We start from the raw sequence: 26,409 nt of genomic DNA, 5'->3' as shown, positions 1-26,409 counted from the left end.
CAATGGCGGCTTAGCCGTTTTCACGGGCCATCCGCTTGCGCTCGTGTGGGTCAAGGTAGCGTTTGCGCAGACGGATCGAGTTTGGCGTAACTTCCACCAGTTCGTCGTCATTGATGTAGGCAATGGCCTCTTCCAGCGACAGGGTGATGGGCGTGGTCAGGCGGACTGCTTCGTCGGTGCCAGAGGCCCGCACGTTGGTCAGCTTTTTGCCTTTCAGCGGGTTCACTTCCAGATCGTTTTCGCGCGAGTGTTCGCCGATGATCATGCCTGTATAGATATCGACCTGCGAGCCGATGAACATCTTACCGCGATCTTCCAGGTTCCACAGCGCATAGGCCACGGACTGACCGCTTTCCATCGACAACAGAACGCCAGCACGGCGGCCAGGAATGGAGCCTTTGTGCGGTGCCCAGCCGTGGAACACGCGGTTCAAAACGCCAGTGCCACGGGTATCTGTCAGGAATTCGCCGTGGTAGCCGATGAGGCCACGCGAGGGCACATGGGCGATGATGCGGGTCTTGCCGGCACCGGCTGGTTTCATCTCGACCAGCTCACCTTTGCGCGCACCAGTGATTTTTTCAATCACGGCACCAGAGTATTCGTCGTCAACGTCGATGGTGGCTTCCTCAATGGGCTCCATGCGAACGCCGTCGACTTCTTTCATCAGAACCTGAGGGCGGGAGATCGACAGCTCAAAGCCTTCACGGCGCATGTTCTCGATCAGAACACCCATCTGAAGTTCGCCACGGCCGGCAACTTCAAAGGCATCGCCACCGGGGGTGTCCGTGATCTTGATCGCCACATTGCCTTCGGCTTCTTTCATCAGGCGATCACGGATGACCCGGGACTGAACCTTTTTGCCATCACGACCGGCCAGTGGGCTGTCGTTGATGCCGAAGGTCACGGTGATGGTGGGCGGATCGATCGGCTGGGCATCCAGTGCCTCGTCCACTGCCAGGGCACAGATGGTGTCGGCCACGGTGGCTTTGGTCATACCGGCAAGCGAGACAATATCGCCAGCCTGGGCCTCGTCGATGTCCTGCTGCGCCAGACCGCGGAAGGCCTGAATTTTGGTAACACGGAACTGTTCGATCTTTTGGCCAATGCGGGACAGGGCCTGCACGGTGGCGCCAACCTTCAGGGTGCCGCTTTCAACGCGACCCGTCAGCAGGCGGCCCACAAAGGGGTCAGAGCCCAGGGTGGTGGCCAGCATGCGGAAATCTTCGCCTTGGCGTTTGATCTGCTTTGGCTCTGGCACGTGGTTGACGATCAGATTGTACAGCGCGTGCAGATCCTTGCGGGGACCGTCCAGCTCAGCATCGGCCCAGCCATTCCGGCCCGAGGCATACATATGCGGAAAATCCAGCTGATCTTCGGTCGCGTCCAATGATGCAAAGAGATCAAAGCATTCGTCCAGCGCACGATCAGGCTCGGCGTCGGGCTTGTCGACCTTGTTCAGGACCACGATGGGGCGCAGGCCCAGGGCCAGGGCTTTGGAGGTCACAAACTTGGTCTGTGGCATGGGGCCTTCTGCGGCATCCACTAGCAGGACAACGCCATCAACCATCGACAAGATCCGCTCAACCTCACCGCCAAAGTCGGCGTGTCCTGGCGTGTCAACGATGTTGATACGGGTGCCGTTCCATTCCACCGAAGTGGGTTTGGCAAAAATGGTAATGCCCCGCTCGCGTTCCAGGTCGTTGCTGTCCATGGCACGTTCAGCCACAGCCTGGTTTTCGCGGAAGGCGCCGGATTGTTTCAGAAGCTCATCAACCAGGGTCGTTTTACCGTGGTCCACGTGAGCAATGATCGCAATGTTGCGCATGTCCATGACGTCAGCCTTTGTAAGGAAGTTGCGCCGCGCATAGCCCGATCCCAAGCCAAAGGCCAGAAGAAATACGTCCAATCCTCGCTGTTAGGTGAAACCTGCAACAATACTGCGTATTTGGGCTGGATTTTTTTCGATTTGGTACAGGATCCGCCTTGTGCAGTCGGCTCGTCTGATCCGTCGATGGGGCACCAAAACCTTTTGGTTAGTGGCCGGAAGAGGAGGAAAAGAGGTGAATGATTAAAACGCCAGAAAGGATCAGGCCGATCCCCAGGATGGCGGGCAGGTCAAGACGCTGACCAAACATCACCAATCCAATAAGAGCGATGAGGACGATACCCAGGCCCGCCCAGATGGCATAGACAAGACCAACCGGCATGTATTTCAGCGTCAGTCCTAACATGTAGAATGAGAACCCGTAGGCCACAAAAACCAGGAGCGATGGACCAAGGCGGGTGAACTGTTGGCTGGCCTGCAATGCAGTGGTCCCAATCGTTTCTGCCACGATTGCAACAATCAGATAGAGGTAGTGAATGGGCATGCTCGGATCCTTTTCAGTTCTGGACCTTGATGGTTTCAACCTTGGCCATATCTGAAGCTATAGATCTGGAACAGTCAGGAAACGGCAGCAGACGACGTTTTCCTGAAAAACCCTGCGCGGGGCGCGAAGGGGTGAGAAACATGCAGCATTGAACAGGTACCTGTGCGATCGGGATCCTCGACGACGATCCATCCTCTCTGTATCTAGGCGCCCAATCTCTCTCCTCAAACCGCTAGGAAACCACATCGATGTGCCGCTGGGCTGCTTACCTTGGATCGCCAATCTTTCTCGAAGACATCATTTCGCGTCCGGGACATTCCTTGATCGCTCAAAGCCAGGACGCCGCCGAGTGCAAGACGAGCACCAATGGCGATGGCTTTGGTCTGGCCTGGTACGATCAGCGGCCAGAGCCCGGATTGTACCGCGATGTTTACCCGGCTTGGTCGGATACCAATTTGCGCGCTTTGGCGCGTCAGGTGCGCTCAAAGTTGTTCCTGTCTCACGTGCGCGCCTCAACGGGGTCGGCGATCAGCCGAAACAACTGCCACCCCTTTGCAGCTGGGCGCTGGTCTTTCATGCATAACGGTCAGGTCGGCGGGTTTGAACAGTTTCGCCGCTACGCCGACATGTGTGTTCCAGATGACCTGTATCACCACAGGAAAGGGGCCACTGATAGTGAAATCCTGTTTCTACTGGCCTTGAAAGAGGGGCTGGACCAGGATCCTTTGGCGGCACTGGAGCGCGCCGTCGCAAAAATGGAGAGCCTGTCTCGCAGCCGTGGCACAACGCCCCATATGCGTTTGTCGGTTGCAATGTCAGACGGCCGAAAGCTCTATGCAGCGCGTTATTCTTCGGATCACATCGCGCCTTCGCTTTACTATCGATGGAGCAACAGCCGCCAAGGCTGGGCTGTGGTCTCTGAACCTTTGGAGCAACAACAGGAGGGATGGCAGCAATTGCCTGCAGGGGGTTTTCTGACGCTCACAGCGGATGGAGCAGATGCGGGAGAGGCTGTGACGGAATTTGATCCAAACCGGCATGAGGTTGACCTGAACTGCCCAGGGTAACAGCCTACAGGCGTTTGTTTTCCTCAAACCAAGGGCTGATCCTGTCTCGGACGTAGCTCCAGACTTCTGGCGCCCCGCGTGTCACCTTGACGCCAACGCGGCTCTCAACCTGGGCAAAGCTGACATCATACTCCAGCCAGCTGCCGCCCCCGTTGAGAAGGTTCAACAAAACGGGCTGCACCCGATCAATGGCCTTGGCAAAAGTGGCATCCACGCTTGTGGCGGCTTCGAACTCATCCCACAGGGCGCGAAAGGTCACGGCTTGTTGTTCTGGCAACAGGCCAAACAGCCGATCGGCTGCCTGTTGTTCCTGTGCCTCTTGTGCGGCCTGGGCCTCGGGCGATTGCGCGCCGTGAATGGGGGTGTCGCCAGCATCAATTTCAACAATATCATGCAGGAGTAACATGTTGATAACGCGGGATATGTCGATATCTGAGCAGGCATATTCGCCCAAAATCCAACCATAGAGCATGATGTGCCAGCTATGTTCGGCGGAATTCTCTGCCCGTGACCCATCCCCCAGCCAGGTGGCGCGCAAAACGGTCTTTAGACCGTCTGCTGCGTTGAGGAAGGGCAAACGGTCGGTCAGGGCGCTGACTTCTCTGTCACTTGGGGTGCCCAGCAGGTCAAGTGCGTGGAAATAGGCCTCCGGGAAGCTCTGCTCCAAGGCCGCAGCGCGGCCTCCGAAAAGATTACCGCGGACCACCTCCAGGTGGTCGGGGAGCGGCGCAGCCCCATAGAGCGTTTGAAAAATCGGCTGGCAGTGATCCAGATGTTTGGCAAATCGTGCATCTGGCGATTCGGCCTGTTCGAATTCTTGCCAGAGCGCATGAAGCTCAGCCCCCTGATCGTTTGGCAGCAGGCCAAACAGCCGGGTGGCGGCAGCCTGTTCGGCCTCTGCCACAGCCTGCCAGTCGACTGCATCACCAATGGGGTGGTCGCCGGCGTCGATCTCTACCAAGTCATGCAACAGGAGCATTTGAATGACGCGGGTGATTGTAACCTCTGGTTCCGCAAAGGGAGCCAAAACCAAGGCGTATAGCGCCAAATGCCAGCTGTGCTCTGCAGAGTTTTCGCGGCGCGAACAATCCAGAATAAGGTTCTGACGCTCAATCCCGCGCAGCCTGTCTGCCTCTAGCAGGAAGGCAAATTGCGCCTGGATGCGTTGGGTCATTTATTGGCTTTCTCTTCCAGGTCACTTTGAACTTGGGCCAGTTTTTCCGCAATGAAATCGCGTGCTTTGCGTTCAGCAATGCGGACACGCATTTCGGTCAGAAACGCTTCTTCCAAGGATTGAGAGGCTGCCCCAAGCACTTGGGCAACCTCCATATAAAACCGATCCTCGCCGATGGCGTCCTGGACTTTCAGCGTATCGATAGCCAGCTTTTCACCCAGCTTGTCGATGGTACCCATTAGCGGGTATTCTCCGTCAGGCGGCGTTTCACATAGTCGGTGGTGTGACCCATCAAGGTGTCCATGTGATCGCCCTGGAAGAAGTGGTCGGCGCCTTCAACTTCGGTGTGGGTGACGGTGATGCCCTTTTGCTCGTGCAGCTTGTTCACCAGATTGACGGTATCCGCAGGTGGGGCCACCCGGTCTGAGGTGCCGTTGATGATCAATCCAGAGGACGGGCAGGGCGCCAGAAAGGAGAAATCATACATATTGGCAGGCGGGGCCACTGAGATGAAGCCGGTGATTTCAGGACGCCGCATCAGAAGCTGCATGCCAATCCAGGCCCCAAAAGAGAAGCCAGCAACCCAGCAATGTTTGGAATTGTTGTTCATCGACTGCAGATAGTCCAGCGCCGATGCCGCATCGGACAGTTCGCCAATACCCTGGTCATATTCGCCTTGCGAGCGGCCTACGCCACGGAAATTGAACCGCAAAACGGTAAAACCCATATTGTAGAATGCATAGTGCAGATTGTAGACGACCTTGTTGTTCATCGTGCCGCCAAATTGGGGATGGGGGTGCAGAACAATCGCGATGGGGGCGTCTTTTTCTTTTTGCGGGTGATAGCGGCCTTCCAGGCGGCCTTCGGGTCCGGGAAAAATGACCTCAGGCATGGGTGGGTTAATCCTACTCTCATTTTCTGCAGATGCTGTGCGGGAATACTTGACGAATTCCATCAGCCATCTTAGAACAATTCTAATTGTTGGCGCAGGCCATTGCAGTGCACCGTCACGCTGAGATACGCACTCAGGCGGTTGAGGTCAATGTTTTCGCGCCAGCGCCCGGATGTTTGGAGAGATGGAAAGATGAAGCTTTCTACCAAAGGACGCTATGCCATGGTCGCGCTGGCCGATATCGCTCTGCAGCCAGAGGGCGCATTGGTCGTGCTTGGCGATATCTCCAAACGTCAGAATATATCGCTTCCCTATCTGGAGCAGCTTTTTGTGAAACTGCGCCGGGCTGAGCTGGTTGCATCGGTGCGCGGTCCTGGAGGCGGCTACCGCCTGGCGCGACGCCCCTCGGAAATTCGCGTCGTCGACATCCTCAGCGCGGTGGATGAGACCGTTGACGCCATGCACAAGGGGGCTGGGGCCTCGGGTGCGACCAGTGGCAGCCGGGCGCAATCGCTGACAAACCGTCTGTGGGAAAGCCTCAGCGCCCATGTCTATGTGTTTTTGCATCAGACCCGCCTGTCTGATGTCATTCAGAATGACTTGGCGCCTTGCCCCGCAGTTCCAGGTCTGTTTTCGGTTGTTGACGCAGAATAATTTGGACATGACTGCGCCTGATCTGCTTGCGTGTGGTCCCTCATGAACGGAAAAGATGACTCCATGACACGGGTTTACCTCGATCACAACGCGACCACGCCGCTGGCCCCTGCGGCCCGTGCGGCGATGGTTGCGGCTATGGATCACTGCGGTAATCCTTCTTCTGTGCATGCTGAGGGGCGCGCCGCAAAGGCTGTGGTCGAACGGGCAAGAGCGCAAATCGCAGCAGCTTTTGGCGCAGATGGGGCGGATATCGTCTTTACCTCCGGGTCCACTGAAGGTGCTTCACTGGCGCTGGCAGGGCGCGACCTGCACGGGGCAGCGATAGAGCATGACGCCGTAAGAGCCTGGATCAAAGAGGATCTTTCGGTATCCAGCGATGGGCAGGTCGCGGTTGCTACCCCAGAGGATTCAACCCTGCAACTGGCCAATTCCGAAACCGGTGTGGTTCAGAACTTGCCGCAAGGTCTGGCCGTGAGCGACGTGACACAGGGCTTCGGCAAACTGCCGATCGCCTTCAACTGGCTTGGCGTCGGCATGGCGCTGATTTCTGCCCATAAACTAGGTGGACCCAAAGGCATTGGAGCCCTGGTAATGCCACGGGGCACTGATCTGGCGGCGCAGATCAAGGGCGGTGGTCAAGAAATGGGACGTCGTTCGGGCACCGAAAACGTGATTGGCATCGCCGGTTTTGGCGCCGCCGCCGAAGCTGCAGCCGCTCAATTGGCCGATGGCACCTGGGAAAGGGTGCAACAGCAGCGCGATCTGATGGAAGAGGCCCTTGTGGCTGGCGCGCCAGGGCTTATCTGTGTCGGCAAAGGTGTCACGCGCCTGCCCAATACCTCCTGCTTTGCAGTGCCAGGCTGGAAGGGTGAAACACAGGTGATGCAGATGGACTTGGCTGGTTTTGCCATCAGCGCGGGCTCTGCCTGTTCCAGCGGCAAGGTACGCGCCAGTGCGGTGCTAACCGCGATGGGATTTGACGAAAATACCGCCCAGGGCGCCGTGCGCGTCTCACTTGGGCCGACAACAACAGAAGACGAGGTGCTGCGTTTTGCGCAGGCCTGGCTTCAGAAACACAAGAAACATTGCGCCCGGGTGGCGTGAATGCAGGAGAATAACATGGCCGCTTTGGACCAGACCCAAGTCAAGGAAGGTGTTGATCAGGAAACCGTGGATGCGGTGGCCGAAGTCAGCACGTATAAATACGGCTGGGAAACCGATATCGAGATGGAATATGCCCCCAAGGGTCTGACCACCGACATTGTTCGCCTGATCTCGGAAAAGAACGAAGAGCCAGAGTGGATGCTGAACTGGCGCCTGGAAGCCTATGACCGCTGGTTGCAAAAAGAAGAGCCAAGCTGGGCCATGGTCGACTACCCTGAGATCGATTTTCAGGACCAGTATTACTATGCCCGTCCGAAATCTATGGAAGTGAAGCCAAAATCCCTGGATGAGGTCGACCCCAAGCTGTTGGAAACCTACAAAAAGCTTGGTATCCCGCTGAAAGAGCAGATGATCCTGGCCGGTGTTGAAGGCGCTGAAGATGCCCCCGCCGAGGGCCGTAAGGTCGCTGTCGACGCGGTGTTTGACTCCGTTTCCGTTGGCACCACCTTCCAGGCGGAGCTGAAAAAGGCCGGCGTTATTTTCTGTTCGATCTCGGAAGCGATCCGCGAACACCCCGAACTGGTGAAGAAATATCTGGGCTCGGTGGTTCCGGTCTCAGATAACTTCTATGCGACGCTGAATTCCGCCGTGTTCTCGGATGGCTCCTTTGTTTATATCCCGCCGGGCGTGCGCTGCCCGATGGAGCTGAGCACCTATTTCCGTATCAACGCGGAAAACACCGGCCAGTTTGAACGCACCCTGATCATCGCCGACAAGGGCTCCTACGTGAGCTACCTGGAAGGCTGTACCGCGCCGGCCCGTGATATCGCCCAGCTGCACGCCGCTGTGGTTGAGATCATCATTGAGGAAGACGCTGAGGTGAAATATTCCACCGTGCAGAACTGGTATCCCGGTGATGAAAACGGCAAGGGCGGCATCTACAACTTTGTCACCAAACGCGCCGATTGCCGCGGTGATCGCGCCAAGGTCATGTGGACCCAGGTGGAAACTGGATCGGCTGTGACCTGGAAATACCCCTCCTGCATCCTGCGCGGCAACGAGAGCCAGGGCGAATTCTACTCCATCGCCATCGCCAACAACATGCAGCAGGCCGACACCGGCACCAAGATGGTGCATCTGGGGCGCGACACAAAATCTCGGATCGTCTCCAAAGGGATTTCCGCCGGTAAGGCGCAGAACACCTACCGTGGTCTGGTCTCGATGCACCCCAAGGCCAAAAACGGCCGTAATTTCACCCAGTGTGACAGCCTGCTCATTGGCGACAAATGTGGTGCCCACACGGTGCCTTATATCGAGGTGAAGAATAACTCATCCCGGGTTGAGCACGAGGCGACAACCTCAAAAGTGGACGATGACCAGCTGTTCTACTGCCGCCAGCGCGGCATTGGCGAAGAAGACGCGGTCGCCCTGGTGGTCAACGGTTTCTGCAAGGACGTGCTGCAGGCGCTGCCGATGGAATTCGCCATGGAAGCCCAGCAACTGGTGGCGATCTCGCTGGAAGGGTCTGTGGGGTAATGGCCTTTGAAGCACTTGTTTTGGGACTTAGAGAGCTGCATTCGGAAGCTCCAAAAGGTGAAAAGGTCACAGCCATTCACTTATTTGGGATCCGTTATTCAGCAGAGCTCTCTACTTTCACGATGAGTGACCTCTCAAAAATCGCTGAAAATGCCGGTCTTTCCCCAAAATATGGAACAGAGATTCGAAAAATGGTTCGGTTGTCCAGGTACGTTGAGGAGAAAATCAAATGATCGTCACAACCACCCCCTCTGTTGAGGGCTACCAGATCGCTGAATACAAGGGCATCGTCGTGGGCGAGGCCATCATGGGCGCCAATGTGGTGCGCGATGTCTTTGCTTCGATCACCGATATCGTCGGCGGGCGCTCTGGCGCCTATGAAAGCAAACTGCAGGACGCGCGCGAAACCGCGCTGGCAGAGCTGGAAGACCGCGCCCGCGATAAAGGCGCCAATGCGGTTGTTGGCGTTGATCTCGACTACGAGGTCGTTGGCAATTCGATGCTGATGGTTTCGGCCAGCGGCACCGCAGTGGTGATCGGCTGACGATGCTGGCAACGCCCTCACATATCACGCCTTTGCGCCTGTTCTGGTGGAAAGCGGTGCCAAATTTTGGCGACGCGCTTTCTCGCCTTGTGGTGGCGCATCTGAGTGGCCATGAGGTGCGACATGCTGGCCCCGGTCAGGCGGATCTTTATGCCATTGGCTCGATCCTGCAAATTGCCCGGCGCAAATATTCCGAGGTAAAGACCTATGCGCAGAAACCGGTGATCTGGGGCTCTGGCCTGCTGCACGCGGTTGCGTCGACAGATTTTTTATCAAATGTAAACATTGCCTTGCTGCGCGGACCTATCACGGCTTCGCTGTTGGGGGTGAAAACGCAACGCTTTGGCGACCCTGGACTGCTGGTGGCAGATGTCCTTGCGCCGGCGCCATCAAAAACCCACCGGATCGGCCTGGTCCCCCATCACAGCCAGATGGAAGATCCAGGGATTCAGACCCTGGCGAACAGCAGTGAGGAGATCTTGCTGATTGATCCGCGTCAGGACCCAGCCACGGTCTGTGGCCAGATCAGCGCCTGCGATCACATCTATGCGGCCTCATTGCATGGGTTGATCACGGCGGATGCCTATGGCGTGGCCTCGACCTGGGTTTCGCCTGGGGATCAGGGGCATCTGAAATACTACGACTATGCCGCCTCGATCGGGCGGGTGCTTATTTCTCCGCTGACCTGGGACCAGATCCCGGATCATTTGCGAAACAACAATCAACCGGCAGAGCTGCCATATGGCGCGGGCATTGTGCGCGCCCAGGCCGATCTGCGTAACAGCTTTCCTGCGCGCCTGCGCGCTGAGCAGAACACAGGGACCGCCTGAGGGCGCGACCAAGAGAAAAGAGACGAGGAAAAAATGCTCGAAATCAAAAACCTGCACGTCAAACTTGAAGACGAGGACAAACAGATCCTGAAAGGTCTGGACCTGACTGTTGAGGCCGGCAAGGTGCATGCGATCATGGGGCCTAATGGCTCTGGCAAGTCGACACTGTCTTATGTTCTGTCGGGGCGCGATGGCTATGAAGTCACCGAAGGCAGCGCCACCCTGGCGGGTGAGGACCTGCTGGAGCTGGACCCGGAAGAGCGCGCCGCATTGGGTGTGTTCCTGGCCTTCCAATACCCGGTTGAGATCCCCGGCGTTGGCAACATGACCTTCCTGCGCACCGCGGTGAATTCCCAGCGCAAGGCCCGCGGTGAAGAAGAGCTGTCAGCGGCAGATTTCCTCAAATCCATCCGCGCCAAGGCCAAGGAGCTGAAGATCGACGCTGATATGCTGAAGCGTCCGGTCAATGTAGGCTTCTCCGGTGGTGAGAAAAAGCGCAATGAAATCCTGCAGATGGCCATGCTTGAGCCCAAGATGTGCATCCTGGATGAAACCGACTCGGGCCTGGATGTCGACGCGATGAAACTGGTTGCCGAAGGCGTCAATGCCCTGCGCGATGAGGGCCGTGGCTTTCTGGTGATCACCCACTACCAGCGCTTGCTGGACCATATCAAACCCGATGTTGTGCATATTCTGGCTGACGGCAAAATCGTAAAAACCGGTGGACCAGAGCTGGCAATGGAAGTCGAAAACAACGGCTATGCTGGTATCCTGGCGGAGGTTTCCTGAGATGGCATTGGCTGATGTGAAACAAAGTGCCACCGAGGCACGTTTGGCGGCGCTGAGCCTGCCAGAGGGCGGCTGCTTGTCAGTTGCCCGACAGGCAGCGCTGTCGCGGGTACAGACCTTGGGGCTGCCCGGGCGTCGCGATGAGTATTGGAAATACACCCGCCCAGATACGCTGACTGCGGCGGAGGCCACACAGGCATCCGTGTTCGTCACAGATGAAGCACCGATGTTCGATGAATTTGATCGGTTGAAGATCGTTTTTGTGGACGGCGTCTATAATCCTGAGGCCTCGGATGATCTGAGCCTGGAAGGGGTGCAGATTGATCGGATCGCTGACATCTGCTGTCAGGATATTCACTGGGCCAAAGATCTCTATGGCGTGCTTGAGGCGCGCGGGCAGTCTCCGGTTGCCCGGCCCTTGGCGGCGTTGAACACTGCTTTTGCGCAGGATGGTGTTGCCATCCATGTGACGGGCAAACCGAGCAAGCCAATCAACCTGGTCTACGTGCATTCGGATGAGGCCTCCGACGCGATCCTTCATCACGTGATCCGCGTTGAAGCAGGCGCCGAGGCCACTATTCTGGAAAACGGCCCGGCGGCATCGCGGTTCAACAAATGTATGGAGATCGATATTGCCGACACCGGCAAGCTGCATCTGGTGCGCGCCCAGGGGCGGGATCATGAACGCCGGGCTGCAACCCATCTCTTTGCTCGGCTGGGTACGGAATCGGTGTTCAAGAGCTTCACCCTGACGGTGAATGGGATCTTGACCCGGAATGAGGCCGTCGTTGAGCTATTGGGCGATGACGCTATTGCACATATCGCCGGCGCCTGCGTTGGCGACGGGGAATTTCACCACGATGACACGGTGTTCATCACCCATGATGCGGTAAACTGCGAAAGCCGTCAGGTTTTCAAGAAGGTGCTGCGCAATGGGGCCACCGGCGTGTTTCAGGGCAAGATCCTCGTTAAGGAGGGCGCTCAGAAAACCGATGGCTATCAGATCAGCCAATCGCTGCTTCTGGACGATGACAGCCAGTTTCTGGCCAAGCCCGAGCTGGAGATCTACGCCGATGACGTGATTTGCTCTCATGGCTCAACCACCGGGGCAATCGACGAGGAAGCGCTGTTTTACCTGCGCTCGCGCGGGGTTCCTGCGGATGAAGCGACGGATCTGTTGACCCTGGCGTTCCTTGCGGAAGCGGTTGAAGAGATCGAAGACGGTGAAATCGCCGCCGCTATTGTTGCCCGCCTGGAAGGCTGGCTTTCGCGGCGCCGCTAGATGGCGGTTACCGGTGATATCCTGGCAACCTATCGGGGGCCGCGCAGGGTTTTTGCGCGGCTCTTGACCACGGGGCCACGCGAAGACCGTATGTTGGCGATCCTGATGGCGGGTTGCGCTTTGATGTTCATCTCGCGCATGCCCAGCCTAGCGCGAGAGGCCCATCTGACGGGGCAAGAACAAACAATGCTGCTGAGTAACGCTTTGTTTGGTATCATTTTTGTTGCCCCCCTTGCGCTCTATACTCTGGCGCTGGTGGCACATTTCATCGCCCGCGCTCTGCGCGGCACGGGGGAGAGCTTCGCCGCCCGGTTGGCGCTGTTTTGGAGCTTTCTTGCGGCCAGCCCTCTGATGCTGCTCAATGGGTTGGTAGCCGGCATGATTGGCCCAGGAACTGAGCTGAATCTGATAGGCGGGCTTTGGTTCGCTGCCTTTCTGTGGTTTTGGATCTCGGGGATGTATCAGGGTTACTGGGCCAAACCCCAGTTACGAGCATGAGGTTCCTGTGGTCCTTTATGATCCTGACCCTGCGCCAACCCGGCGTTGCGGCCCGGAGCATCCTGTTGCGGCAGTGGCCGAATGAGTCCATTTGGACCGGCCTGTTCCTGGCAGTTATCCTGAATGCGCTGTTTTTTGGGGTCCTGGGCCTGATCCTTCCCGATTCCAGCGAATTGGCCATGTTTGACATGTCGCCAGATTCTCCGGGTCTTTCACTGATGGTTTCCGCGCTTCGAAGCGTTCTCTTCGCCACAATGCTCACGCTTGGCGGTCGCTGGCTCGGAGGGACCGGGCATTTCATGCCTATTCTGTCGCTTTTGGTCTGGGATCAACTGCTACAGCTGGCCCTTATGTCCGTCGCTGTTGTGGTCATGTTGATTTCGCCCCAACTGGGCAACGTGGTGTTCCTGGTGATTGGCCTGGTGCTGCTCTTTGTACTGTTGAACTTTGTCAACGAAGCGCATGGGTTTGCCTCTCTTTGGCGTTCCTTTGCGGTTGTTCTTATGGCCAGTATCGTGATGTTCTTTGCCATGATCTTTATCGTCGGGCTGCTAGGGCCTGCCAATCTTGGACTGCCTGAAAATGTATGATGTAGAAAAAATCCGTAGTCAATTTCCCATCCTGTCCCGGCAGGTGAACGGAAAGCCGCTGACCTACCTGGACAATGGGGCCTCGGCGCAGAAGCCGCAGGTCGTTATTGACGCGATCAATCAAGCCTATTCGCAGGAATATTCCAATGTTCACAGGGGCTTGCACTACCTTTCCAATCTCGCAACTGAGAAATACGAAGGCGTTCGGGGCATCATCGCCAAGTTCCTGAATGCGGCGAGTGAAGACAGCATCATTCTGAATTCTGGAACCACCGAAGGCATCAATATGGTGGCCTACAGCTGGGCCATGCCACGGCTGCAGGCTGGGGATGAAATCCTGTTGTCGGTCATGGAGCATCACGCCAATATCGTGCCCTGGCATTTCCTGCGTGAACGTCAGGGGGTGGTGATCAAATGGGTGGATACCGCAGCGGATGGCAGTCTGGATCCTCAGGCGGTGCTTGATGCCATCACACCAAAGACCAAACTGATCGCAATAACCCATTGTTCCAATGTCTTGGGCACAGTTGTGGATGTTAAATCCATTGCCGAGGGCGCCCATGCAAAGGGCGTGCCAGTGCTGGTCGATGGCTCACAAAGCGCCGTGCACATGCCCGTGGATGTACAAGACCTGGGATGCGATTTCTTCGCTATCACGGGGCACAAACTTTATGGTCCATCGGGATCTGGGGCGATCTATGTGCACCCGGACCGAATGGTGGAAATGCGGCCGTTCCTCGGAGGGGGGGACATGATCCGCGAGGTCTCGAAAGAGGCGGTGATCTACAATGATCCGCCGATGATGTTTGAGGCCGGAACGCCAGGAATCGTGCAAACCATCGGCTTTGGCGTGGCGCTCAACTATATGATGGAACTGGGGATGGAGAATATCGCAGCCCACGAGGCGGGATTGCGCGACTATGCCATGACCCAGCTGACAGGGCTGAACTGGATCAACGTCCAAGGGCAGGCGCCCGGTAAGGCTGCGATCTTTAGCTTCACCATGGAGGGGGCAGCCCATGCCCATGATATCTCGACGATCCTCGACAAGAAGGGGGTCGCGGTGCGGGCTGGCCATCACTGTGCTGGCCCCTTGATGGACCAACTGGGTGTTTCTGCAACCTGTCGTGCCTCTTTTGGTGCCTATAACACCAAGGCCGAGGTCGACGTGCTGATCGAAGCGTTAGAGTTGGCGCATGAGCTGTTTGCCTGAGCAAAGGCGCAGAATCGAGGTGCGAAAATAGAAAAGGCGACGGTTTCCCGTCGCCTTTTCATCCACTTATGAGGCGAGATGAATATTGAACCTGCTGCGAATTTCAGCGTCCAGGGCAGGGTCAAAGCGCGCCGCTGACCGCTGCGATAGGATCTGCTCCTTGCGCGCTGTTGCTTTTTCCAACAGGTCAGGTTTGCCCAACTCGGCCCATTCCTTTGGTGAGGTGCGATCTCCCAGCGTTGGGTAGACATAATCCGACTGCATCCGACCCAATGTCTGGCTGGTGCCTAAATAGTGGCCTGGTCCCCCCATGCAGACCTCTGCAATCTGGTCCAGGGCCAGCGTTTCGTCATTGACCTCAATGCCGCGCACACAGCGCTGTGCTTGCCCAATAAGATCATCCCCCAAGATTAGGGATTCATGGCAAAATCCTAACAGGGAAGCATGCATCCCTGCGGCCTCATAGACCATGTTAAGACCAGAGAGACCTGCCATGACATTGGAACACATCTGCTCCCAACCGGCCTGCATGTCCGGCATTTTTGAATCGCTGGCTCCGGCGGCTGCCCCACCAGGTATGCCATAGAATTTATGCATCTGGGCGCAGCCCGCCGTTAAGAGCGCCTGCTCGCCAGAGCCCATAGTCATGGCGCCAGTCCGCAGATCAAGGCCAAAAGGCCAAGTCCCAATGATCGCAGGGGCTCCAGGCTTCACGGCGTTCACATAGACCAAGCCAGCCAGGCATTCGGCAACCGCTTGAGTAATTGCCCCAGCAATGGTGGAGGGTGCCGTAGCCCCGGCCATTCCCGCCGAAAGCAGTAAGACTGGCATTCCGTGCAGGATACATTGCTCCATGACTTCGCAGCTTTCGGTGGCAAATTTCATAGGCGGCACGACAAAACAGTTGGAGTTGGAGACAAAGGGACGCTCGCGCCATTTGTCTTCGCCCCCTGCAATCATATGCAACATCTCAATGGCTGGCGCGACAAAGCCGGGTTCCGAAAAAGAGACGCCGATATGCTTGGTCGTACCAGAGGTGGTCGCATAGATCGAATTGAGATCCATCTCCATATTATCGGCGATGTCCCGGCACACCATTGGGCGCTGCACAAAGTGGATGTTTTCGAGCGTGTCGCAGATCCGCGCCGCATCATGCAGATCCTGCACTGTCGACTCGCGGTAGTTTCGCCCCTGCACATCAACAACATGAACAGCGGCACCCGCTGTGCCATAGTGGACGCGGTTGCCTGACAGTTCCAGGTCTTGCTGCCCATTGCGGCTATGCAAGGTCACAGAGCGGTTTGCCTTGGCGAGCATGTCTTCGACTAGGGCGGGAGGGAAACGGATGCGACCATCGTCGCCTAGGATGCAGCCTGCCTTTGTCAAATAATCCACACCGCTCGGGGGGGCATCGGCAAGGCCAATAGTCTCAAGGGCTTCCAAGGCGGCATGGTGAATACGTTCTACAGAGGCCTGGCTCAGCGGTTTTAGAACACCGCCCTCCATGCCGGGGCGAATGGGACGCATGTGGTCGGGCAGGGCGCTGGCGCGGGCAGTACGACGCGCGGCGCGGCCCCCGCTACGGGTCGATACACGGGTGGGGCTGCCAGATTGATCTGTCATTGTAGAGATCCTTAATGCAGGAATTCGTCAGTTGTTTCAGAGAGATGAAGACAACGTTCCGCTGGGGCGTCCGCGGGCGGCACGACCCCTGGTGGCGCCAATCGTGCGCCAAACCAGATTAACTACACAGCGTTCCGCCAGCATATTGGATCCTTCTTGCTATCCTTGCAGCCTTGGCGGTTTTTGAAGCTGATTCTAGCAGGTTTGCGACCTAAGTCGAAAATGCGACTTCTTTTTCACAGAACTCTGTTCCGCGGCTGCCGGGGCCCGCCTGGTCGATCAAGAAATTCCCAAACCTGTTTTAATTTCCCTGAATAGAGGGGCGATTTTCTTTGTCTTCGGGCCGATTGAGACAAAATAGGAACCGCTCGTTAAGGAGTTTCTCCGAAAATAGGGGGGTCATAAAGTGCCGCGCCCTGAAGGGCGCCCGAATGGGCAAGAAATCATGCCAGCTGCTCACATGAAACACACCGCTACCGCCCTGGTTCTTGCGCTCGGGGCACTGTCGACCTCTGCCCCGCCTGTTCGTTCAGGTGATTGGGAAACAACCTATTTTTTCTCTGCTCACACCGGGGCGCCACAGGCTGCGACTGAGGCCTCACCGGAAGCGCCCCCCCGATTGGCGTTTTCCGTTGATAGGGACTATGGGCTCGTTGTCCTAGGTGGAAGTTTTTTTCGCGGAAACCCGCATCCTTACCCTGGGTTTACCGGCACAGCCAGAACAGAACAGGTCAGCCTGCGAGCCGGATATGATTTTGGCGATAGTCTTGGGTATATCTCCCTTGGGCGCCAGCAAGGGGTGGGCACAAAACGTCATGAAGTGGCGGAGACCCTGGGCATAGGGTTTCGGGTCTCGCTCAATCGGGCCTTGCAGCTCACCGGTGAGTATCTATATCACGCACCATCCGGCGGTGGGGAGGGCCGGGAACAATCCCCAAACACAATCTCTCTGGGCGCAGCCTTCCGGTTTTAGACAACCCTCTTGGCGCGCAAAGGAAGAGATGTTAGGACGGTTGCATGAACCAAGTACGCGCCCTCATTATTTGCTGTATTACCTGCTGAAATCCTCAGCGGGCTGGTTTCTGTCGTTTCCAACATCATGACAAGTTGCTATGCCCGCTTTGCGTGCCTGCACATCCGTGTCCGTCCAAGGAGCTGTCATGACGACCCCCAACCCCGTGATCAAACTGCACAATACCAAGACCCGCAAAAAGTCGGAGTTCACCCCGATTGATGCTAACAATGTGCGTATGTATCTCTGCGGCCCTACGGTTTATGACCGGGCGCATCTGGGCAATGCACGCCCAGTGGTCGTGTTCGACGTACTCTATCGGTTGCTGCGGCATTGCTATGGCGCTGATCATGTGACCTATGTGCGCAACTTTACCGACGTGGACGACAAGATCAATGCTACTGCCCTGGCGCGCAAAGCTGCGGGGGCCGCGGGTACTTTGGAGGAGTTGGTTGCTGAGCGCACTGAGGAGACCATCGGTTGGTATCTAAGCGATATGGGCAAACTCGGGGCTCTGGAGCCGGGCCATATGCCGCGCGCGACCCAGTATATCCGCCAGATGGTGACAATGATCCAAAATCTGATTGCCAAGGGCCATGCCTATGCGGATGGGGCGGGGCATGTGCTGTTTTCGGTCAAGAGTTATGAAAACTACGGCCAGCTTTCTGGGCGATCTGTTGATGATATGATCGCCGGTGCGCGGGTCGAGGTCGCTGACAACAAGCGCGATCCAATGGATTTTGTTCTGTGGAAGCCCTCGACAGAGGAGCTTCCAGGCTGGGACAGCCCCTGGGGGCGGGGACGCCCGGGCTGGCATATTGAATGCTCCGCCATGTCGCAGGAACTGTTGGGCGCAACCTTTGACATCCATGCTGGTGGCAACGACCTGATGTTTCCCCACCACGAGAATGAAATTGCGCAGAGCTGCTGCGCCAATGGCGATGACAGCTTTGCTCGATACTGGTTGCACAATGAGATGCTTCAAGTCGAGGGCAAGAAGATGTCCAAGTCCCTGGGCAACTTCTTTACCGTGCATGACCTGCTGGATCAGGGCATTCCCGGTGAGGTGATCCGCTTTGTGTTTTTGCAGACGCACTACCGCAAACCGATGGACTGGACTGAGAAAAAGGCAAAGGAGGCAGAGGCCACGCTACGCAAGTGGCGTGCGCTGACAGCGGGCATCGAGCCCGCCGCCAACGCTGCTGCCGCGGTGCTGGACGCACTGGCTGATGATCTCAACACCGCCGGGGCTATCGCGGAGATGCACAAACTCGCTGCCGCGGGGGATGGTCCTGGGCTATTGGCGTCGGCACAGCTGATGGGGCTATTGAGCGAGGCATTAGGTGATTGGGCCGCTACGCCCGATTTGGACCTGTCAGCCTATGCGACGCAGTTGCTGGACGCTCGGGAAACCGCCATGCAGAGCAAGGACTTCTCGCAGGTGGACCGGTTGAAAGCTGCATTTGTAGCGGCAGGACTGGAGGTGCGGATGAGTAAGGCCGGTGTCGAGCTGGTGCCTGGTCCTAGGTTTGATCCGGCAAAACTGGAGGGCTTGTGATGGCCGAACGGCTCTACCTCTATGACACCACACTGCGGGATGGTCAGCAGACCCAAGGGGTGCAATTCTCCACTGCCGAAAAAAAGCAAATCACCCAGGCGCTCGACGACCTAGGTATTGACTATATCGAAGGCGGATGGCCCGGAGCCAACCCCACCGACAGCGCCTTCTTTGAAGAAGCGCCCGAAACGCGGGCGGTCATGACGGCCTTTGGAATGACCAAAAGGGCAGGGCGCTCGGCGGAAAATGACGACGTCCTGGCCGCAGTGATGAATGCTGGCACCTCCGCGGTTTGTCTCGTGGGCAAGGCCCATGATTACCATGTGACAGCCGCACTTGGTATCAGCCTCGAGGAGAACCTGGAAAACATTCGGGCTTCGATCGCCCATCTGGTGAGCCAGGGACGTGAGGCACTTTATGATGCAGAGCACTTTTTTGATGGCTACAAGGCAAACCCCGACTATGCGCTGGCTGCCTGCCGTACAGCCCTGGAGGCCGGGGCACGTTGGATCGTCCTGTGCGATACCAATGGCGGAGCCATGCCAAGTGAGGTCAAGCGCATCGTAGCGGAGGTCATTGCGGCGGGCATCCCGGGCGAAAGTCTCGGCATCCACACCCATAATGATACCGAAAATGCAGTTGCCTGTTCTCTGGCCGCGATTGAGGCCGGGGCCCGGCAGGTTCAGGGCACCTTGAATGGGTTAGGGGAGCGCTGCGGCAATGCCAATCTGACCACCCTGATCCCGACATTGCTGCTGAAACGGCCCTATGCGGACCAGTTCGACATTGGCGTCAGCCGGGAGGCGCTGGCTGGGCTAACCAGACTGAGCCGGATGCTGGATGATATCCTCAATCGGGTACCGAGCAAGCAGGCACCCTATGTCGGGGCCTCTGCCTTTGCTCATAAGGCGGGTTTGCATGCCAGCGCGATTCTTAAGGATCCGTCGACCTATGAGCATATCGCCCCAGAGCTGGTCGGCAATGCGCGGATCATCCCCATGTCCAACCAGGCCGGGCAATCCAATCTGCGCAAACGCCTGATGGATGCCGGGCTCGAGGTTGCCAAGGGGGACCCTGCGCTGGCCCGTATTCTAGAGCGTATCAAGGAGCGTGAGGCTGAGGGATATTCCTATGACACTGCGCAGGCATCTTTTGAGCTGCTGGCGCGGGAAGAGTTGGGGCAATGCACTGACTTCTTTGAAGTAAAACGCTACAAAGTGACGGTTGAGCGCCGCAAGAACAAGTATAACCGGATGATCAGCCTCTCTGAGGCGGTTGTGGTGGTCAAAGTAGACGGGGAAAAGCGCCTGTCGGTCAGCGAGTCGATGGATGAAACCGGCAGCGACCGTGGGCCAGTTAATGCCCTGGCCAAGGCTCTTGCTAAGGATCTTGGGCGGTATTCGTCGATCATCAACGATATGCATCTGGTTGATTTCAAGGTGCGCATTACCCAGGGCGGCACCGAGGCTGTGACACGGGTGATAATCGACAGTGAAGATGGACAGGGCCGACGTTGGTCTACCGTCGGGGTGAGCGCCAATATAATTGATGCCTCCTTTGAGGCGCTGCTGGATGCCATGCGGTGGAAACTGATGCGAGATGGCGGAGAGCTCTCGTGATCAGAGAGGTGCTCAAGGTCATGGCTATTTCCGGGGCGATTACTGCGCTTATTCCGTTAGGACTGATCCTTTCGCAACCGGTTAAGCCGCTTGAATCTGTGGGCCCAACCCTGAACTTTGACGGGATATTGCAGGGCAATGATGGGCCTTTGATACCACCGCCTCCGGCGGAAAGTGTCGCGATGCGAGATGGGTACGCGCTACAGATACGATCCTATGAAAACGGAGAGGGGGCGCTGATTGTCCTGGTGCATGGGTCAGGATGGAATGGCTTGCAATTCTCTCAGCTTGCGCCGCAACTGCGCGGCACCGTCTTGGTGCCTGATCTGCGTGGGCATGGAGCGCAGCCTGGACGGCGTGGCGATGTTGACTATATCGGCCAGCTCGAAGACGACCTTGCGGATTTGATCACAGCTAAGGCCACGCCAGGACAAAAGGTGGTGCTTATCGGTCATTCCTCGGGCGGCGGACTGGTGGTGCGTTTTGCTGGTGGGAAGCACAAAGACCTGATGGATCACGCGGTGCTCTTGGCCCCGTTCCTGCATCATAGCGCCCCGACGATGCGCCCACGTTCTGGCGGCTGGGCCCAGCCGCTGATACGGCGGATTATCGCTTTGTCCATGCTCAATGGCGTTGGAATAACAGCCTGGAACCATCTGACAGCTATACAGTTCAAGATGCCAACCGAGGTGCTGGAGGGGCCATTGGGCCATCTGGCGACCACGTCCAACAGTTTCCGTCTCAATCAATCCTATGCACCACGTTCTGACTATATAAATGATATCAGAGGATTACCGAATTTTCTTCTTCTGGCAGGAGAGCGGGATGAAGCCTTTGTCGCTGACGCCTATCCGCCCTTGATGGAGGCGGAAACAGATATGGGGCACTATCAGATTCTGGCCGGTCTGGGACATCTGGATCTGGTTGATGCGCCGCAGACACTGGGGGCAATTCAAGGTTTTTTGGATGGAATTTGACGATGACCTGACCAGCTGTGCCGAATTGGTTCAGCAGGCGGACCCTGACCGATTTATGGCAGTGATGGCCGCACCTCCAGAGGCCCGACCTCTGCTTTTTGCGCTATATGCCTTCAATGTTGAACTAGCGCGTGCCCCCTGGGCCAGTCAGGAAAGCATGATTGCTGAAATGCGGGTGCAGTGGTGGCGCGATATCGGCGGGGAGATCGCACAGGGTGGGCCAGTGCGCCGCCATCATGTCGCGACGCCATTGGGGCGATTGCTTGCCGCCGAATTGGCAGACCATATCGATCCTATGGCGGAGGCCCGTCGCTGGGATATCTATTCAGAGCCTTTTGCGGATGAGGCCGCGTTTGATGGTTATATTGACGCCACCTCTGGTGGGCTCATGTGGATGGCAGCCGCCTCCCTTGGGCAGGCTGACGAAACAGTCGTGCGCAACTTTGCCTATGGGGTAGGAATTGCCAATTGGCTCCGGGCAATCCCGGGCCTTGTGGGGCACAAGCGCATCCCGCTGCTGGACGGCACCTCTGAGGGACTGCGACAGCTTGCCCGCAAAGGCCTGGACCGTATCCAGGAGGCAGAGCAGCACAGCGGCTTGGTTTCTAAAGAGGCAGGCGTTGCGCTGCTGTCCGGGTGGCAGGCCAAACCCATCCTGAAACAAGCCCTGCGGCAGCCAGAACGTGTTGCTGAAGGGAGCCTGGGGCAAAGCGAATTTCACCGCCGGACAGGCCTTATTTGGCGGGCCGCACGTAGGCGTTGGTAGGTCGGGAAAACCTTCTATCATATTGATAAAATGAACAAAGGCGCTCCTAATGAAGCGCCTTTATTGTTGGTTCCGTCTGACTTTAGCGGTTCATGCCTCTTTGGGACGCATAGCCAGCCAGAGCAGGGCGCCGCCGGCCAGAACCAGGAAAGGAGCCATGGCCATATTCACCGCACTCCAGCCTTCAACCGGGTTCCCGCCTGAGCAGTTCATCAAACCGCCAGAAGCCAGTGACGCCATGGTGACACCGCCAAAGACCAAGAGGTCATTGAGGCCCTGCATTCGGCCGCGTTCTTCTGGGGTATGCGAGGCTGTCAGCATTGTTGTCGCCCCGATGAAACCAAAGTTCCAGCCCACCCCAAGCAGGATCAAGGCGATAAAGAAGTTTTCAAGTTCAACACCCTGCAGCGCGACGGCGCCGGCAGCTGCCAAGATGATCAGACCGGCCGCGACGATCTTATGCACGCCAAAACGCGCGATCAGGTGCCCGGTAAAGAAGGAAGGCACATACATTGCCAGAACATGCAGCGACACAACATCCGCCGCATTGCCTTCGGTAAAGCCACAGCCCACTACGGCCAGCGGCGTTGAGGTCATCACCAGGTTCATCAGCGCGTAAGACACCATGGAACAGATCACTGCAACGGCGATTGCCGGGGTTTTCAGCAGCTCCATTCGGCTACGCCCAGCGGGAAGATCTTCGCTGGGGGCTTTGGGCTTGGGGATGTTTAGAAACAAAAACAAGCCAGAGCCAAAGACATTGATCGCGATTACAGTCAGGTAGGTGCCAAGAAATGGAATAACAAAGACTTGGCTGGTGGCCTTGACCAATTGCGGGCCCAGCAGGGCGGACAGCAAACCGCCCGCCATGACATAGGAGATCGCCTTTGGCCGGAAGCTTTCAGAGGCTGTATCCGTCGCTGCAAAGCGATAAAAGCCATGGGCGCTCATGTAGACGCCAGTCAGCAAACTGCCGAGCAGGAAGGCCGGGAAAGACCCGAGGTAGAGCCCATAGGCGCCAATGACCCCACCCAAGGCCCCAAACATCGCGCCGGTGAAAAACCCCGCGCGGCGCCCCCATTTTTGCATGATTGAGGAGATCGGCGTCGCCGCCACCATCGACCCTGCAACGATCAAAGAGATCGGCAGGGTGGCAAAACAGGGGTTTGAGGCCAGCGACTGGCCGGCCAGCCCACCAATGATAAAGATCATCGGCATTTGTGAGCCGAGGATCGCCTGGGCCAATACCAGGATGGCGACGTTTTTCTTGGCGACGCTGTCGCTCGGGGTGGTCATGTGATCTGTCATATGGGATGCGTAGCGATCAATATTAGAAGGAACAAGCGGCAAGACCCTCTTTGGTACAATGTCGCAGGAAAAGAGAACGCTTTGAGGAGATTGCGGTGCCTCCATTTGTGACCATCTGTGCGCCAACGGCGGGCCGCATTATCTGCACTGACGCCTGTGTGGACGAAGGGGCTGCCTGGCTTGCAGATCATGACCCACGATTTGCCATGGCCTTGGCCCAATGTGGCCCGTTGCCGCTGCGGCGCAAACCGGATGGATTTGGGCAATTGCTGAGCGCGATTGTAAGCCAACAGGTTAGTGTGGCCTCGGCCAATGCGATCTGGAAGCGGCTCAGTGAGGCGCAACTCACCACGCAATCCCAGATCATGGCCGCAACCGAGGAGGATCTGCGCGCGGCCGGCCTTAGTCGGCAAAAGATAAAGTATTCCAGAGCCCTAGCGCAGGAAGATATTGGTTTTGAGGCGCTGCGGGATCTGCCAACACAGGAGGTGATCCAGGTTCTGACCAAGGTAACCGGTGTTGGAGTCTGGACCGCAGAAATCTATGCGATGTTCTCCCTCGGTCGGGCGGATGTCTTTGCCCCTGGCGATCTGGCTCTTCAGGAAGCTGCGAAAGCCCTGTTTGATTTGCCAGAGCGGCCCAAGGAACGGGAGTTGGGGCAACTGGCCGAGGCTTGGTCTCCCTGGCGGTCGGTTGCAGCCCGCATCCTCTGGGCCTATTACCATGTGGCAAAGGACAGGGAAGGGATCAGATGACTCGTGTACTAAAAGCTGAGCGCAGAGAGCCGCTCTCCGGGGTGACCCGGTCTATCGTGGTATTTCTGCATGGCTACGGCGCCAACGGAGCGGATCTTTTAGGGCTGGCCGACCCCCTGGCAGAACATCTGCCGGACACGCTGTTTGTCGCGCCAGATGCGCCAGAGAATTGTCCAGGTGCACCAATGGGATATCAGTGGTTCCCGATCCCCTGGATTGATGGCTCTTCGGAAGAGGAAAGCATGCGGGGCATGAATGCCTCGATCGAGGATTTGAATGCTTTCCTCGACGCCCTGATGGTGGATGAGGATGTCTTGCCTGAGCAGGTCGTGTTGTTTGGATTTTCGCAGGGCACCATGATGAGCCTGCATGTGGCACCGCGCCGTGAAGATGCTTTGGCTGGCATCGTGGCCTTCTCAGGCCGCCTTTTGTCACCTGATACGCTCAAAGACGAAGTGGTCAGCCGGATGCCGGTCATGTTGGTGCATGGGGAGGCCGACGACGTGGTGCCACCGCAATCCCTGCCAGAAGCTGCAGAAGCCCTGGATCAAGCAGGGTTTAAGGATGTCTTTGCTCATATTATGAAGGGCACAGGCCACGGGATAGCCCCCGATGGATTGAGCGTCTCCCTTGCCTTTATGCGCGATAAGCTAGGGCTTTAGGTCATTGGAATAATGAAGAATATAAGGGGTTTAGCCTGCATTCTTTTGCCGTTCAATTAGGCTTGGTGGATCTGGATCTGCGGCGGGGTTTACCGCGCTGCTTTTGCCTCGCAGTCGCGTTGCGCTCAGAGGGATTGCCTTCCTGGTCTTGCCCTTCCTTGTTCCGTTTCTGTTGCGCCCTGCGGTTTGGCAGCTGCGACGGTTTGGCGGGACCTGGAATCGATGGCACCTCCAGATCCTCCCAACTGCCCTGGGGCAGACCGTCCAAGGTCCAGACGCCTATGCTATATCGGATGAGCCGCAGGGTGGGAAAACCCACTGCCGCGGTCATTCTGCGCACTTGGCGGTTTTTTCCCTCTTTCAGCGTGAGAGAGATCCAACTGGTCGGAATGGACTTGCGCGTTCGAATGGGCGGCTCCCGCTGCCAAAGCTGCGCAGGTGCTTCCATCAGATGCGCCTTGGCCGGCCTTGTCATCCCGTCTTTGAGCGCCACGCCTTGTTGCAAAGCTGCCAGCGCACGAGAATCCGGTTCCCCTTCCACCTGAACCCAATAGGTCTTGGCCATTTTGTGCTGAGGGTCGCTGATCCAGGCCTGCAACCGGCCGTTGTCAGTCAACAGCATCAGCCCCTCACTATCGCGATCCAATCGGCCAGCGGCATAGACGCCTGGACAGTTGATATAGGCACTTAGCGTTGGACGTGCAGAACCCTGGCTTCCGGAATCAGTAAATTGCGGCAGCACGTCATAGGGTTTGTTAAAACGAATGAGGCGGGTCATGAGGGATGCTTAGGTCTATCCTCAGAGGCATGCAAGCCATCTAGAAGCATCCTGTCACAGGGCTGTCATGGGGCAGTGATAGCGAACATGCGAAATCTTGTGGCTGACAAGGGCTTGCCAGAGAAAAACCACGAGATATAGTCAAAGACATGCTGGGGCGGGTTCCCCGCTCTGGTGCCGGAAACGGGCAGACAGGGCGAGGAAGACGTAGCATCATGGATGGCGATTTCAGAACTGATTTTGTGAGAGACCCCAGCGCATTGCGGCAGCATCCTGCCCTTGTGCTCAACGCGGACTATCGACCGCTATCCTATTATCCGCTCTCACTCTGGAGCTGGCAGGACGCCGTCAAGGCAGCCTGGTTGGACCGGGTGGATATCCTGGCGGAATATGACGAAGTGGTTCATAGCCCCAGTACCCAGATCCGAATACCCTCTGTTGTCGTGCTCAAAGACTATGTCAAACCTCAAAAGCGCGTGGCCTTCACGCGCTTTAATTTATTTCTGAGGGATGAGTTTTGCTGCCAGTACTGTGGAGCCCGTGGAGATCTGACTTTTGATCATGTGGTCCCGCGCGCAGCCGGCGGGATCACCAGCTGGGAAAACGTCGTGGCAGCCTGTTCGCCTTGCAATTTAAAGAAGGGGTCCAAGCCTTTGCATATGCTGCCTATGTCTCTTCGAAAGGCGCCCCGGCGTCCTGGCGCAGAAGAGCTGCGTAACACCGGGCGTAAGTTCCCCCCCAACCATCTACACGACAGTTGGATGGATTTTCTCTATTGGGATACTGAACTCGACGCGTGAAGGCCC

The 26,409-nt window shown here is 57.2% G+C and carries 28 protein-coding genes; 20 read left to right on the top strand and 8 right to left on the bottom strand.

Going from position 1 to position 26,409, the window contains the following annotated elements:
• Positions 1 to 10: 10 nt before the first annotated feature.
• Together typA and MED193_RS04180 are read right to left on the bottom strand one after the other, a co-directional pair.
• Positions 11 to 1,831 (bottom strand): translational GTPase TypA, encoded by a 1,821-nt coding sequence (typA, locus tag MED193_RS04185; protein WP_039966625.1) that lies wholly within the window; start codon positions 1,829 to 1,831, stop codon positions 11 to 13.
• A gap of 202 nt (positions 1,832 to 2,033) precedes the next feature.
• Entirely contained in the window at positions 2,034 to 2,369 is a 336-nt protein-coding gene (locus MED193_RS04180) for a multidrug efflux SMR transporter (protein ID WP_009808396.1), read from the bottom strand.
• A 248-nt stretch (positions 2,370 to 2,617) separates the two neighbouring features.
• Between MED193_RS04180 and MED193_RS04175 the strand changes: the two genes are divergently transcribed.
• Positions 2,618 to 3,436, top strand: a complete 819-nt coding sequence (locus MED193_RS04175; protein WP_009808395.1) for a class II glutamine amidotransferase — start codon at positions 2,618 to 2,620, stop codon at positions 3,434 to 3,436.
• A gap of 4 nt (positions 3,437 to 3,440) precedes the next feature.
• Here the strand turns inward: MED193_RS04175 and MED193_RS04170 are convergent, their stop codons facing one another.
• The 3 genes from MED193_RS04170 to MED193_RS04160 are packed head-to-tail and all read right to left on the bottom strand — an operon-like array spanning position 3,441 to position 5,502.
• On the bottom strand, positions 3,441 to 4,610 hold the full coding sequence (locus MED193_RS04170; protein WP_009808394.1) for an HD domain-containing protein: 1,170 nt from the start codon (positions 4,608 to 4,610) through the stop codon (positions 3,441 to 3,443).
• Positions 4,607 to 4,849, bottom strand: coding sequence for a hypothetical protein (locus MED193_RS04165; RefSeq protein WP_009808393.1), 243 nt, complete (start codon positions 4,847 to 4,849; stop codon positions 4,607 to 4,609). The genes MED193_RS04170 and MED193_RS04165 overlap by 4 nt, the downstream gene beginning before the upstream one ends.
• Complete coding sequence (locus MED193_RS04160; protein WP_009808392.1) at positions 4,849 to 5,502, bottom strand: alpha/beta hydrolase; 654 nt, start codon at positions 5,500 to 5,502, stop codon at positions 4,849 to 4,851. The genes MED193_RS04165 and MED193_RS04160 overlap by 1 nt, the downstream gene beginning before the upstream one ends.
• A 192-nt stretch (positions 5,503 to 5,694) precedes the next feature.
• Between MED193_RS04160 and MED193_RS04155 the strand changes: the two genes are divergently transcribed.
• The 11 genes from MED193_RS04155 (at position 5,695) to MED193_RS04105 (ending at position 14,545) form a co-directional block, all read left to right on the top strand.
• Entirely contained in the window at positions 5,695 to 6,156 is a 462-nt protein-coding gene (locus MED193_RS04155) for an Rrf2 family transcriptional regulator (protein ID WP_009808391.1), read from the top strand.
• A 63-nt stretch (positions 6,157 to 6,219) separates the two neighbouring features.
• A complete protein-coding gene (locus MED193_RS04150) occupies positions 6,220 to 7,263 on the top strand; it encodes a cysteine desulfurase family protein (RefSeq protein ID WP_039966622.1) in 1,044 nt (347 codons plus the stop codon).
• 15 nt (positions 7,264 to 7,278) lie between these two features.
• Positions 7,279 to 8,799: a Fe-S cluster assembly protein SufB gene (gene sufB, locus MED193_RS04145; protein ID WP_039965874.1), complete on the top strand. Its 1,521-nt coding sequence runs from the start codon at positions 7,279 to 7,281 to the stop codon at positions 8,797 to 8,799.
• Positions 8,799 to 9,032: a hypothetical protein gene (locus MED193_RS04140; RefSeq protein ID WP_009808388.1), complete on the top strand. Its 234-nt coding sequence runs from the start codon at positions 8,799 to 8,801 to the stop codon at positions 9,030 to 9,032. The genes sufB and MED193_RS04140 overlap by 1 nt, the downstream gene beginning before the upstream one ends.
• The gene (locus MED193_RS04135) at positions 9,029 to 9,343 is read left to right on the top strand and encodes a heavy metal-binding domain-containing protein (protein ID WP_009808387.1); all 315 of its coding nucleotides are present in this window, start codon (positions 9,029 to 9,031) and stop codon (positions 9,341 to 9,343) included. The genes MED193_RS04140 and MED193_RS04135 overlap by 4 nt, the downstream gene beginning before the upstream one ends.
• 2 nt (positions 9,344 to 9,345) lie before the next feature.
• Entirely contained in the window at positions 9,346 to 10,173 is an 828-nt protein-coding gene (locus MED193_RS04130; RefSeq protein ID WP_009808386.1) for a polysaccharide pyruvyl transferase family protein, read from the top strand.
• 33 nt (positions 10,174 to 10,206) lie between these two features.
• Positions 10,207 to 10,962, top strand: coding sequence for a Fe-S cluster assembly ATPase SufC (gene sufC, locus MED193_RS04125; RefSeq protein ID WP_009808385.1), 756 nt, complete (start codon positions 10,207 to 10,209; stop codon positions 10,960 to 10,962).
• Between the two features lies 1 nt (position 10,963).
• On the top strand, positions 10,964 to 12,244 hold the full coding sequence (locus tag MED193_RS04120) for a SufD family Fe-S cluster assembly protein (RefSeq protein WP_039965872.1): 1,281 nt from the start codon (positions 10,964 to 10,966) through the stop codon (positions 12,242 to 12,244).
• Positions 12,245 to 12,742, top strand: coding sequence for a hypothetical protein (locus MED193_RS04115; RefSeq protein ID WP_009808383.1), 498 nt, complete (start codon positions 12,245 to 12,247; stop codon positions 12,740 to 12,742).
• Positions 12,739 to 13,332: a YIP1 family protein gene (locus tag MED193_RS04110; protein WP_009808382.1), complete on the top strand. Its 594-nt coding sequence runs from the start codon at positions 12,739 to 12,741 to the stop codon at positions 13,330 to 13,332. Before MED193_RS04115 ends, MED193_RS04110 begins: the two co-directional genes overlap by 4 nt.
• Positions 13,325 to 14,545, top strand: a complete 1,221-nt coding sequence (locus tag MED193_RS04105; RefSeq protein ID WP_009808381.1) for a cysteine desulfurase — start codon at positions 13,325 to 13,327, stop codon at positions 14,543 to 14,545. The genes MED193_RS04110 and MED193_RS04105 overlap by 8 nt, the downstream gene beginning before the upstream one ends.
• A 66-nt stretch (positions 14,546 to 14,611) precedes the next feature.
• Here the strand turns inward: MED193_RS04105 and MED193_RS04100 are convergent, their stop codons facing one another.
• Positions 14,612 to 16,168, bottom strand: coding sequence for a trimethylamine methyltransferase family protein (locus MED193_RS04100; RefSeq protein WP_009808380.1), 1,557 nt, complete (start codon positions 16,166 to 16,168; stop codon positions 14,612 to 14,614).
• Positions 16,169 to 16,613: 445 nt separating this feature from the next.
• On the opposite strand from MED193_RS04100, the gene MED193_RS04095 reads away from it, so the two are divergent.
• The 5 genes from MED193_RS04095 (at position 16,614) to MED193_RS04075 (ending at position 22,100) form a co-directional block, all read left to right on the top strand.
• Entirely contained in the window at positions 16,614 to 17,141 is a 528-nt protein-coding gene (locus MED193_RS04095; RefSeq protein ID WP_157041265.1) for a hypothetical protein, read from the top strand.
• A 187-nt stretch (positions 17,142 to 17,328) separates the two neighbouring features.
• Positions 17,329 to 18,738 (top strand): cysteine--tRNA ligase, encoded by a 1,410-nt coding sequence (gene cysS / locus MED193_RS04090; protein ID WP_009808378.1) that lies wholly within the window; start codon positions 17,329 to 17,331, stop codon positions 18,736 to 18,738.
• Positions 18,735 to 20,357, top strand: a complete 1,623-nt coding sequence (gene cimA, locus MED193_RS04085; protein ID WP_198133850.1) for a citramalate synthase — start codon at positions 18,735 to 18,737, stop codon at positions 20,355 to 20,357. Before cysS ends, cimA begins: the two co-directional genes overlap by 4 nt.
• Positions 20,354 to 21,334 carry an alpha/beta hydrolase gene (locus MED193_RS04080; protein WP_009808376.1) on the top strand — a complete coding sequence of 327 codons (981 nt, stop codon included), beginning with the start codon at positions 20,354 to 20,356 and terminating at the stop codon, positions 21,332 to 21,334. Before cimA ends, MED193_RS04080 begins: the two co-directional genes overlap by 4 nt.
• Positions 21,324 to 22,100, top strand: a complete 777-nt coding sequence (locus MED193_RS04075; protein ID WP_009808375.1) for a squalene/phytoene synthase family protein — start codon at positions 21,324 to 21,326, stop codon at positions 22,098 to 22,100. The genes MED193_RS04080 and MED193_RS04075 overlap by 11 nt, the downstream gene beginning before the upstream one ends.
• A 90-nt stretch (positions 22,101 to 22,190) precedes the next feature.
• On the opposite strand, the gene MED193_RS04070 is transcribed toward MED193_RS04075, so the two are convergent.
• Entirely contained in the window at positions 22,191 to 23,408 is a 1,218-nt protein-coding gene (locus MED193_RS04070) for an MFS transporter (protein ID WP_039965867.1), read from the bottom strand.
• A 95-nt stretch (positions 23,409 to 23,503) separates the two neighbouring features.
• Here MED193_RS04070 and MED193_RS04065 point away from each other — a divergent pair, with 95 nt between their 5' ends.
• Both MED193_RS04065 and MED193_RS04060 read left to right on the top strand, forming a co-directional pair.
• On the top strand, positions 23,504 to 24,163 hold the full coding sequence (locus MED193_RS04065; RefSeq protein WP_254655431.1) for a DNA-3-methyladenine glycosylase: 660 nt from the start codon (positions 23,504 to 23,506) through the stop codon (positions 24,161 to 24,163).
• Positions 24,160 to 24,825, top strand: coding sequence for an alpha/beta hydrolase (locus MED193_RS04060; protein ID WP_009808372.1), 666 nt, complete (start codon positions 24,160 to 24,162; stop codon positions 24,823 to 24,825). The genes MED193_RS04065 and MED193_RS04060 overlap by 4 nt, the downstream gene beginning before the upstream one ends.
• 52 nt (positions 24,826 to 24,877) lie before the next feature.
• On the opposite strand, the gene MED193_RS04055 is transcribed toward MED193_RS04060, so the two are convergent.
• Positions 24,878 to 25,603, bottom strand: a complete 726-nt coding sequence (locus MED193_RS04055; protein ID WP_009808371.1) for an rRNA large subunit pseudouridine synthase E — start codon at positions 25,601 to 25,603, stop codon at positions 24,878 to 24,880.
• A gap of 215 nt (positions 25,604 to 25,818) precedes the next feature.
• Between MED193_RS04055 and MED193_RS04050 the strand changes: the two genes are divergently transcribed.
• Positions 25,819 to 26,403: an HNH endonuclease gene (locus MED193_RS04050; RefSeq protein WP_009808370.1), complete on the top strand. Its 585-nt coding sequence runs from the start codon at positions 25,819 to 25,821 to the stop codon at positions 26,401 to 26,403.
• Positions 26,404 to 26,409 lie beyond the last annotated feature (6 nt).

The sequence above is a fragment of the Roseobacter sp. MED193 genome, from assembly GCF_000152965.1.
Taxonomy (GTDB): domain Bacteria; phylum Pseudomonadota; class Alphaproteobacteria; order Rhodobacterales; family Rhodobacteraceae; genus Pseudophaeobacter.
Note: the sequence above shows the minus strand (reverse complement) of the source record. Positions and strands in the feature narration are given on the sequence as shown.

What these genes read in the sequence shown, in the direction of transcription:
- typA (WP_039966625.1), bottom strand. Translation starts at nt 1,831, where the DNA reads ATGGACATGCGCAACATTGCGATCATTGCTCACGTGGACCACGGTAAA.
- MED193_RS04180 (WP_009808396.1), bottom strand. Translation starts at nt 2,369, where the DNA reads ATGCCCATTCACTACCTCTATCTGATTGTTGCAATCGTGGCAGAAACG.
- MED193_RS04175 (WP_009808395.1), top strand. Translation starts at nt 2,618, where the DNA reads ATGTGCCGCTGGGCTGCTTACCTTGGATCGCCAATCTTTCTCGAAGAC.
- MED193_RS04170 (WP_009808394.1), bottom strand. Translation starts at nt 4,610, where the DNA reads ATGACCCAACGCATCCAGGCGCAATTTGCCTTCCTGCTAGAGGCAGAC.
- MED193_RS04165 (WP_009808393.1), bottom strand. Translation starts at nt 4,849, where the DNA reads ATGGGTACCATCGACAAGCTGGGTGAAAAGCTGGCTATCGATACGCTG.
- MED193_RS04160 (WP_009808392.1), bottom strand. Translation starts at nt 5,502, where the DNA reads ATGCCTGAGGTCATTTTTCCCGGACCCGAAGGCCGCCTGGAAGGCCGC.
- MED193_RS04155 (WP_009808391.1), top strand. Translation starts at nt 5,695, where the DNA reads ATGAAGCTTTCTACCAAAGGACGCTATGCCATGGTCGCGCTGGCCGAT.
- MED193_RS04150 (WP_039966622.1), top strand. Translation starts at nt 6,220, where the DNA reads ATGACACGGGTTTACCTCGATCACAACGCGACCACGCCGCTGGCCCCT.
- sufB (WP_039965874.1), top strand. Translation starts at nt 7,279, where the DNA reads ATGGCCGCTTTGGACCAGACCCAAGTCAAGGAAGGTGTTGATCAGGAA.
- MED193_RS04140 (WP_009808388.1), top strand. Translation starts at nt 8,799, where the DNA reads ATGGCCTTTGAAGCACTTGTTTTGGGACTTAGAGAGCTGCATTCGGAA.
- MED193_RS04135 (WP_009808387.1), top strand. Translation starts at nt 9,029, where the DNA reads ATGATCGTCACAACCACCCCCTCTGTTGAGGGCTACCAGATCGCTGAA.
- MED193_RS04130 (WP_009808386.1), top strand. Translation starts at nt 9,346, where the DNA reads ATGCTGGCAACGCCCTCACATATCACGCCTTTGCGCCTGTTCTGGTGG.
- sufC (WP_009808385.1), top strand. Translation starts at nt 10,207, where the DNA reads ATGCTCGAAATCAAAAACCTGCACGTCAAACTTGAAGACGAGGACAAA.
- MED193_RS04120 (WP_039965872.1), top strand. Translation starts at nt 10,964, where the DNA reads ATGGCATTGGCTGATGTGAAACAAAGTGCCACCGAGGCACGTTTGGCG.
- MED193_RS04115 (WP_009808383.1), top strand. Translation starts at nt 12,245, where the DNA reads ATGGCGGTTACCGGTGATATCCTGGCAACCTATCGGGGGCCGCGCAGG.
- MED193_RS04110 (WP_009808382.1), top strand. Translation starts at nt 12,739, where the DNA reads ATGAGGTTCCTGTGGTCCTTTATGATCCTGACCCTGCGCCAACCCGGC.
- MED193_RS04105 (WP_009808381.1), top strand. Translation starts at nt 13,325, where the DNA reads ATGTATGATGTAGAAAAAATCCGTAGTCAATTTCCCATCCTGTCCCGG.
- MED193_RS04100 (WP_009808380.1), bottom strand. Translation starts at nt 16,168, where the DNA reads ATGACAGATCAATCTGGCAGCCCCACCCGTGTATCGACCCGTAGCGGG.
- MED193_RS04095 (WP_157041265.1), top strand. Translation starts at nt 16,614, where the DNA reads ATGCCAGCTGCTCACATGAAACACACCGCTACCGCCCTGGTTCTTGCG.
- cysS (WP_009808378.1), top strand. Translation starts at nt 17,329, where the DNA reads ATGACGACCCCCAACCCCGTGATCAAACTGCACAATACCAAGACCCGC.
- MED193_RS04075 (WP_009808375.1), top strand. Translation starts at nt 21,324, where the DNA reads ATGGAATTTGACGATGACCTGACCAGCTGTGCCGAATTGGTTCAGCAG.
- MED193_RS04070 (WP_039965867.1), bottom strand. Translation starts at nt 23,408, where the DNA reads ATGACAGATCACATGACCACCCCGAGCGACAGCGTCGCCAAGAAAAAC.
- MED193_RS04060 (WP_009808372.1), top strand. Translation starts at nt 24,160, where the DNA reads ATGACTCGTGTACTAAAAGCTGAGCGCAGAGAGCCGCTCTCCGGGGTG.
- MED193_RS04055 (WP_009808371.1), bottom strand. Translation starts at nt 25,603, where the DNA reads ATGACCCGCCTCATTCGTTTTAACAAACCCTATGACGTGCTGCCGCAA.
- MED193_RS04050 (WP_009808370.1), top strand. Translation starts at nt 25,819, where the DNA reads ATGGATGGCGATTTCAGAACTGATTTTGTGAGAGACCCCAGCGCATTG.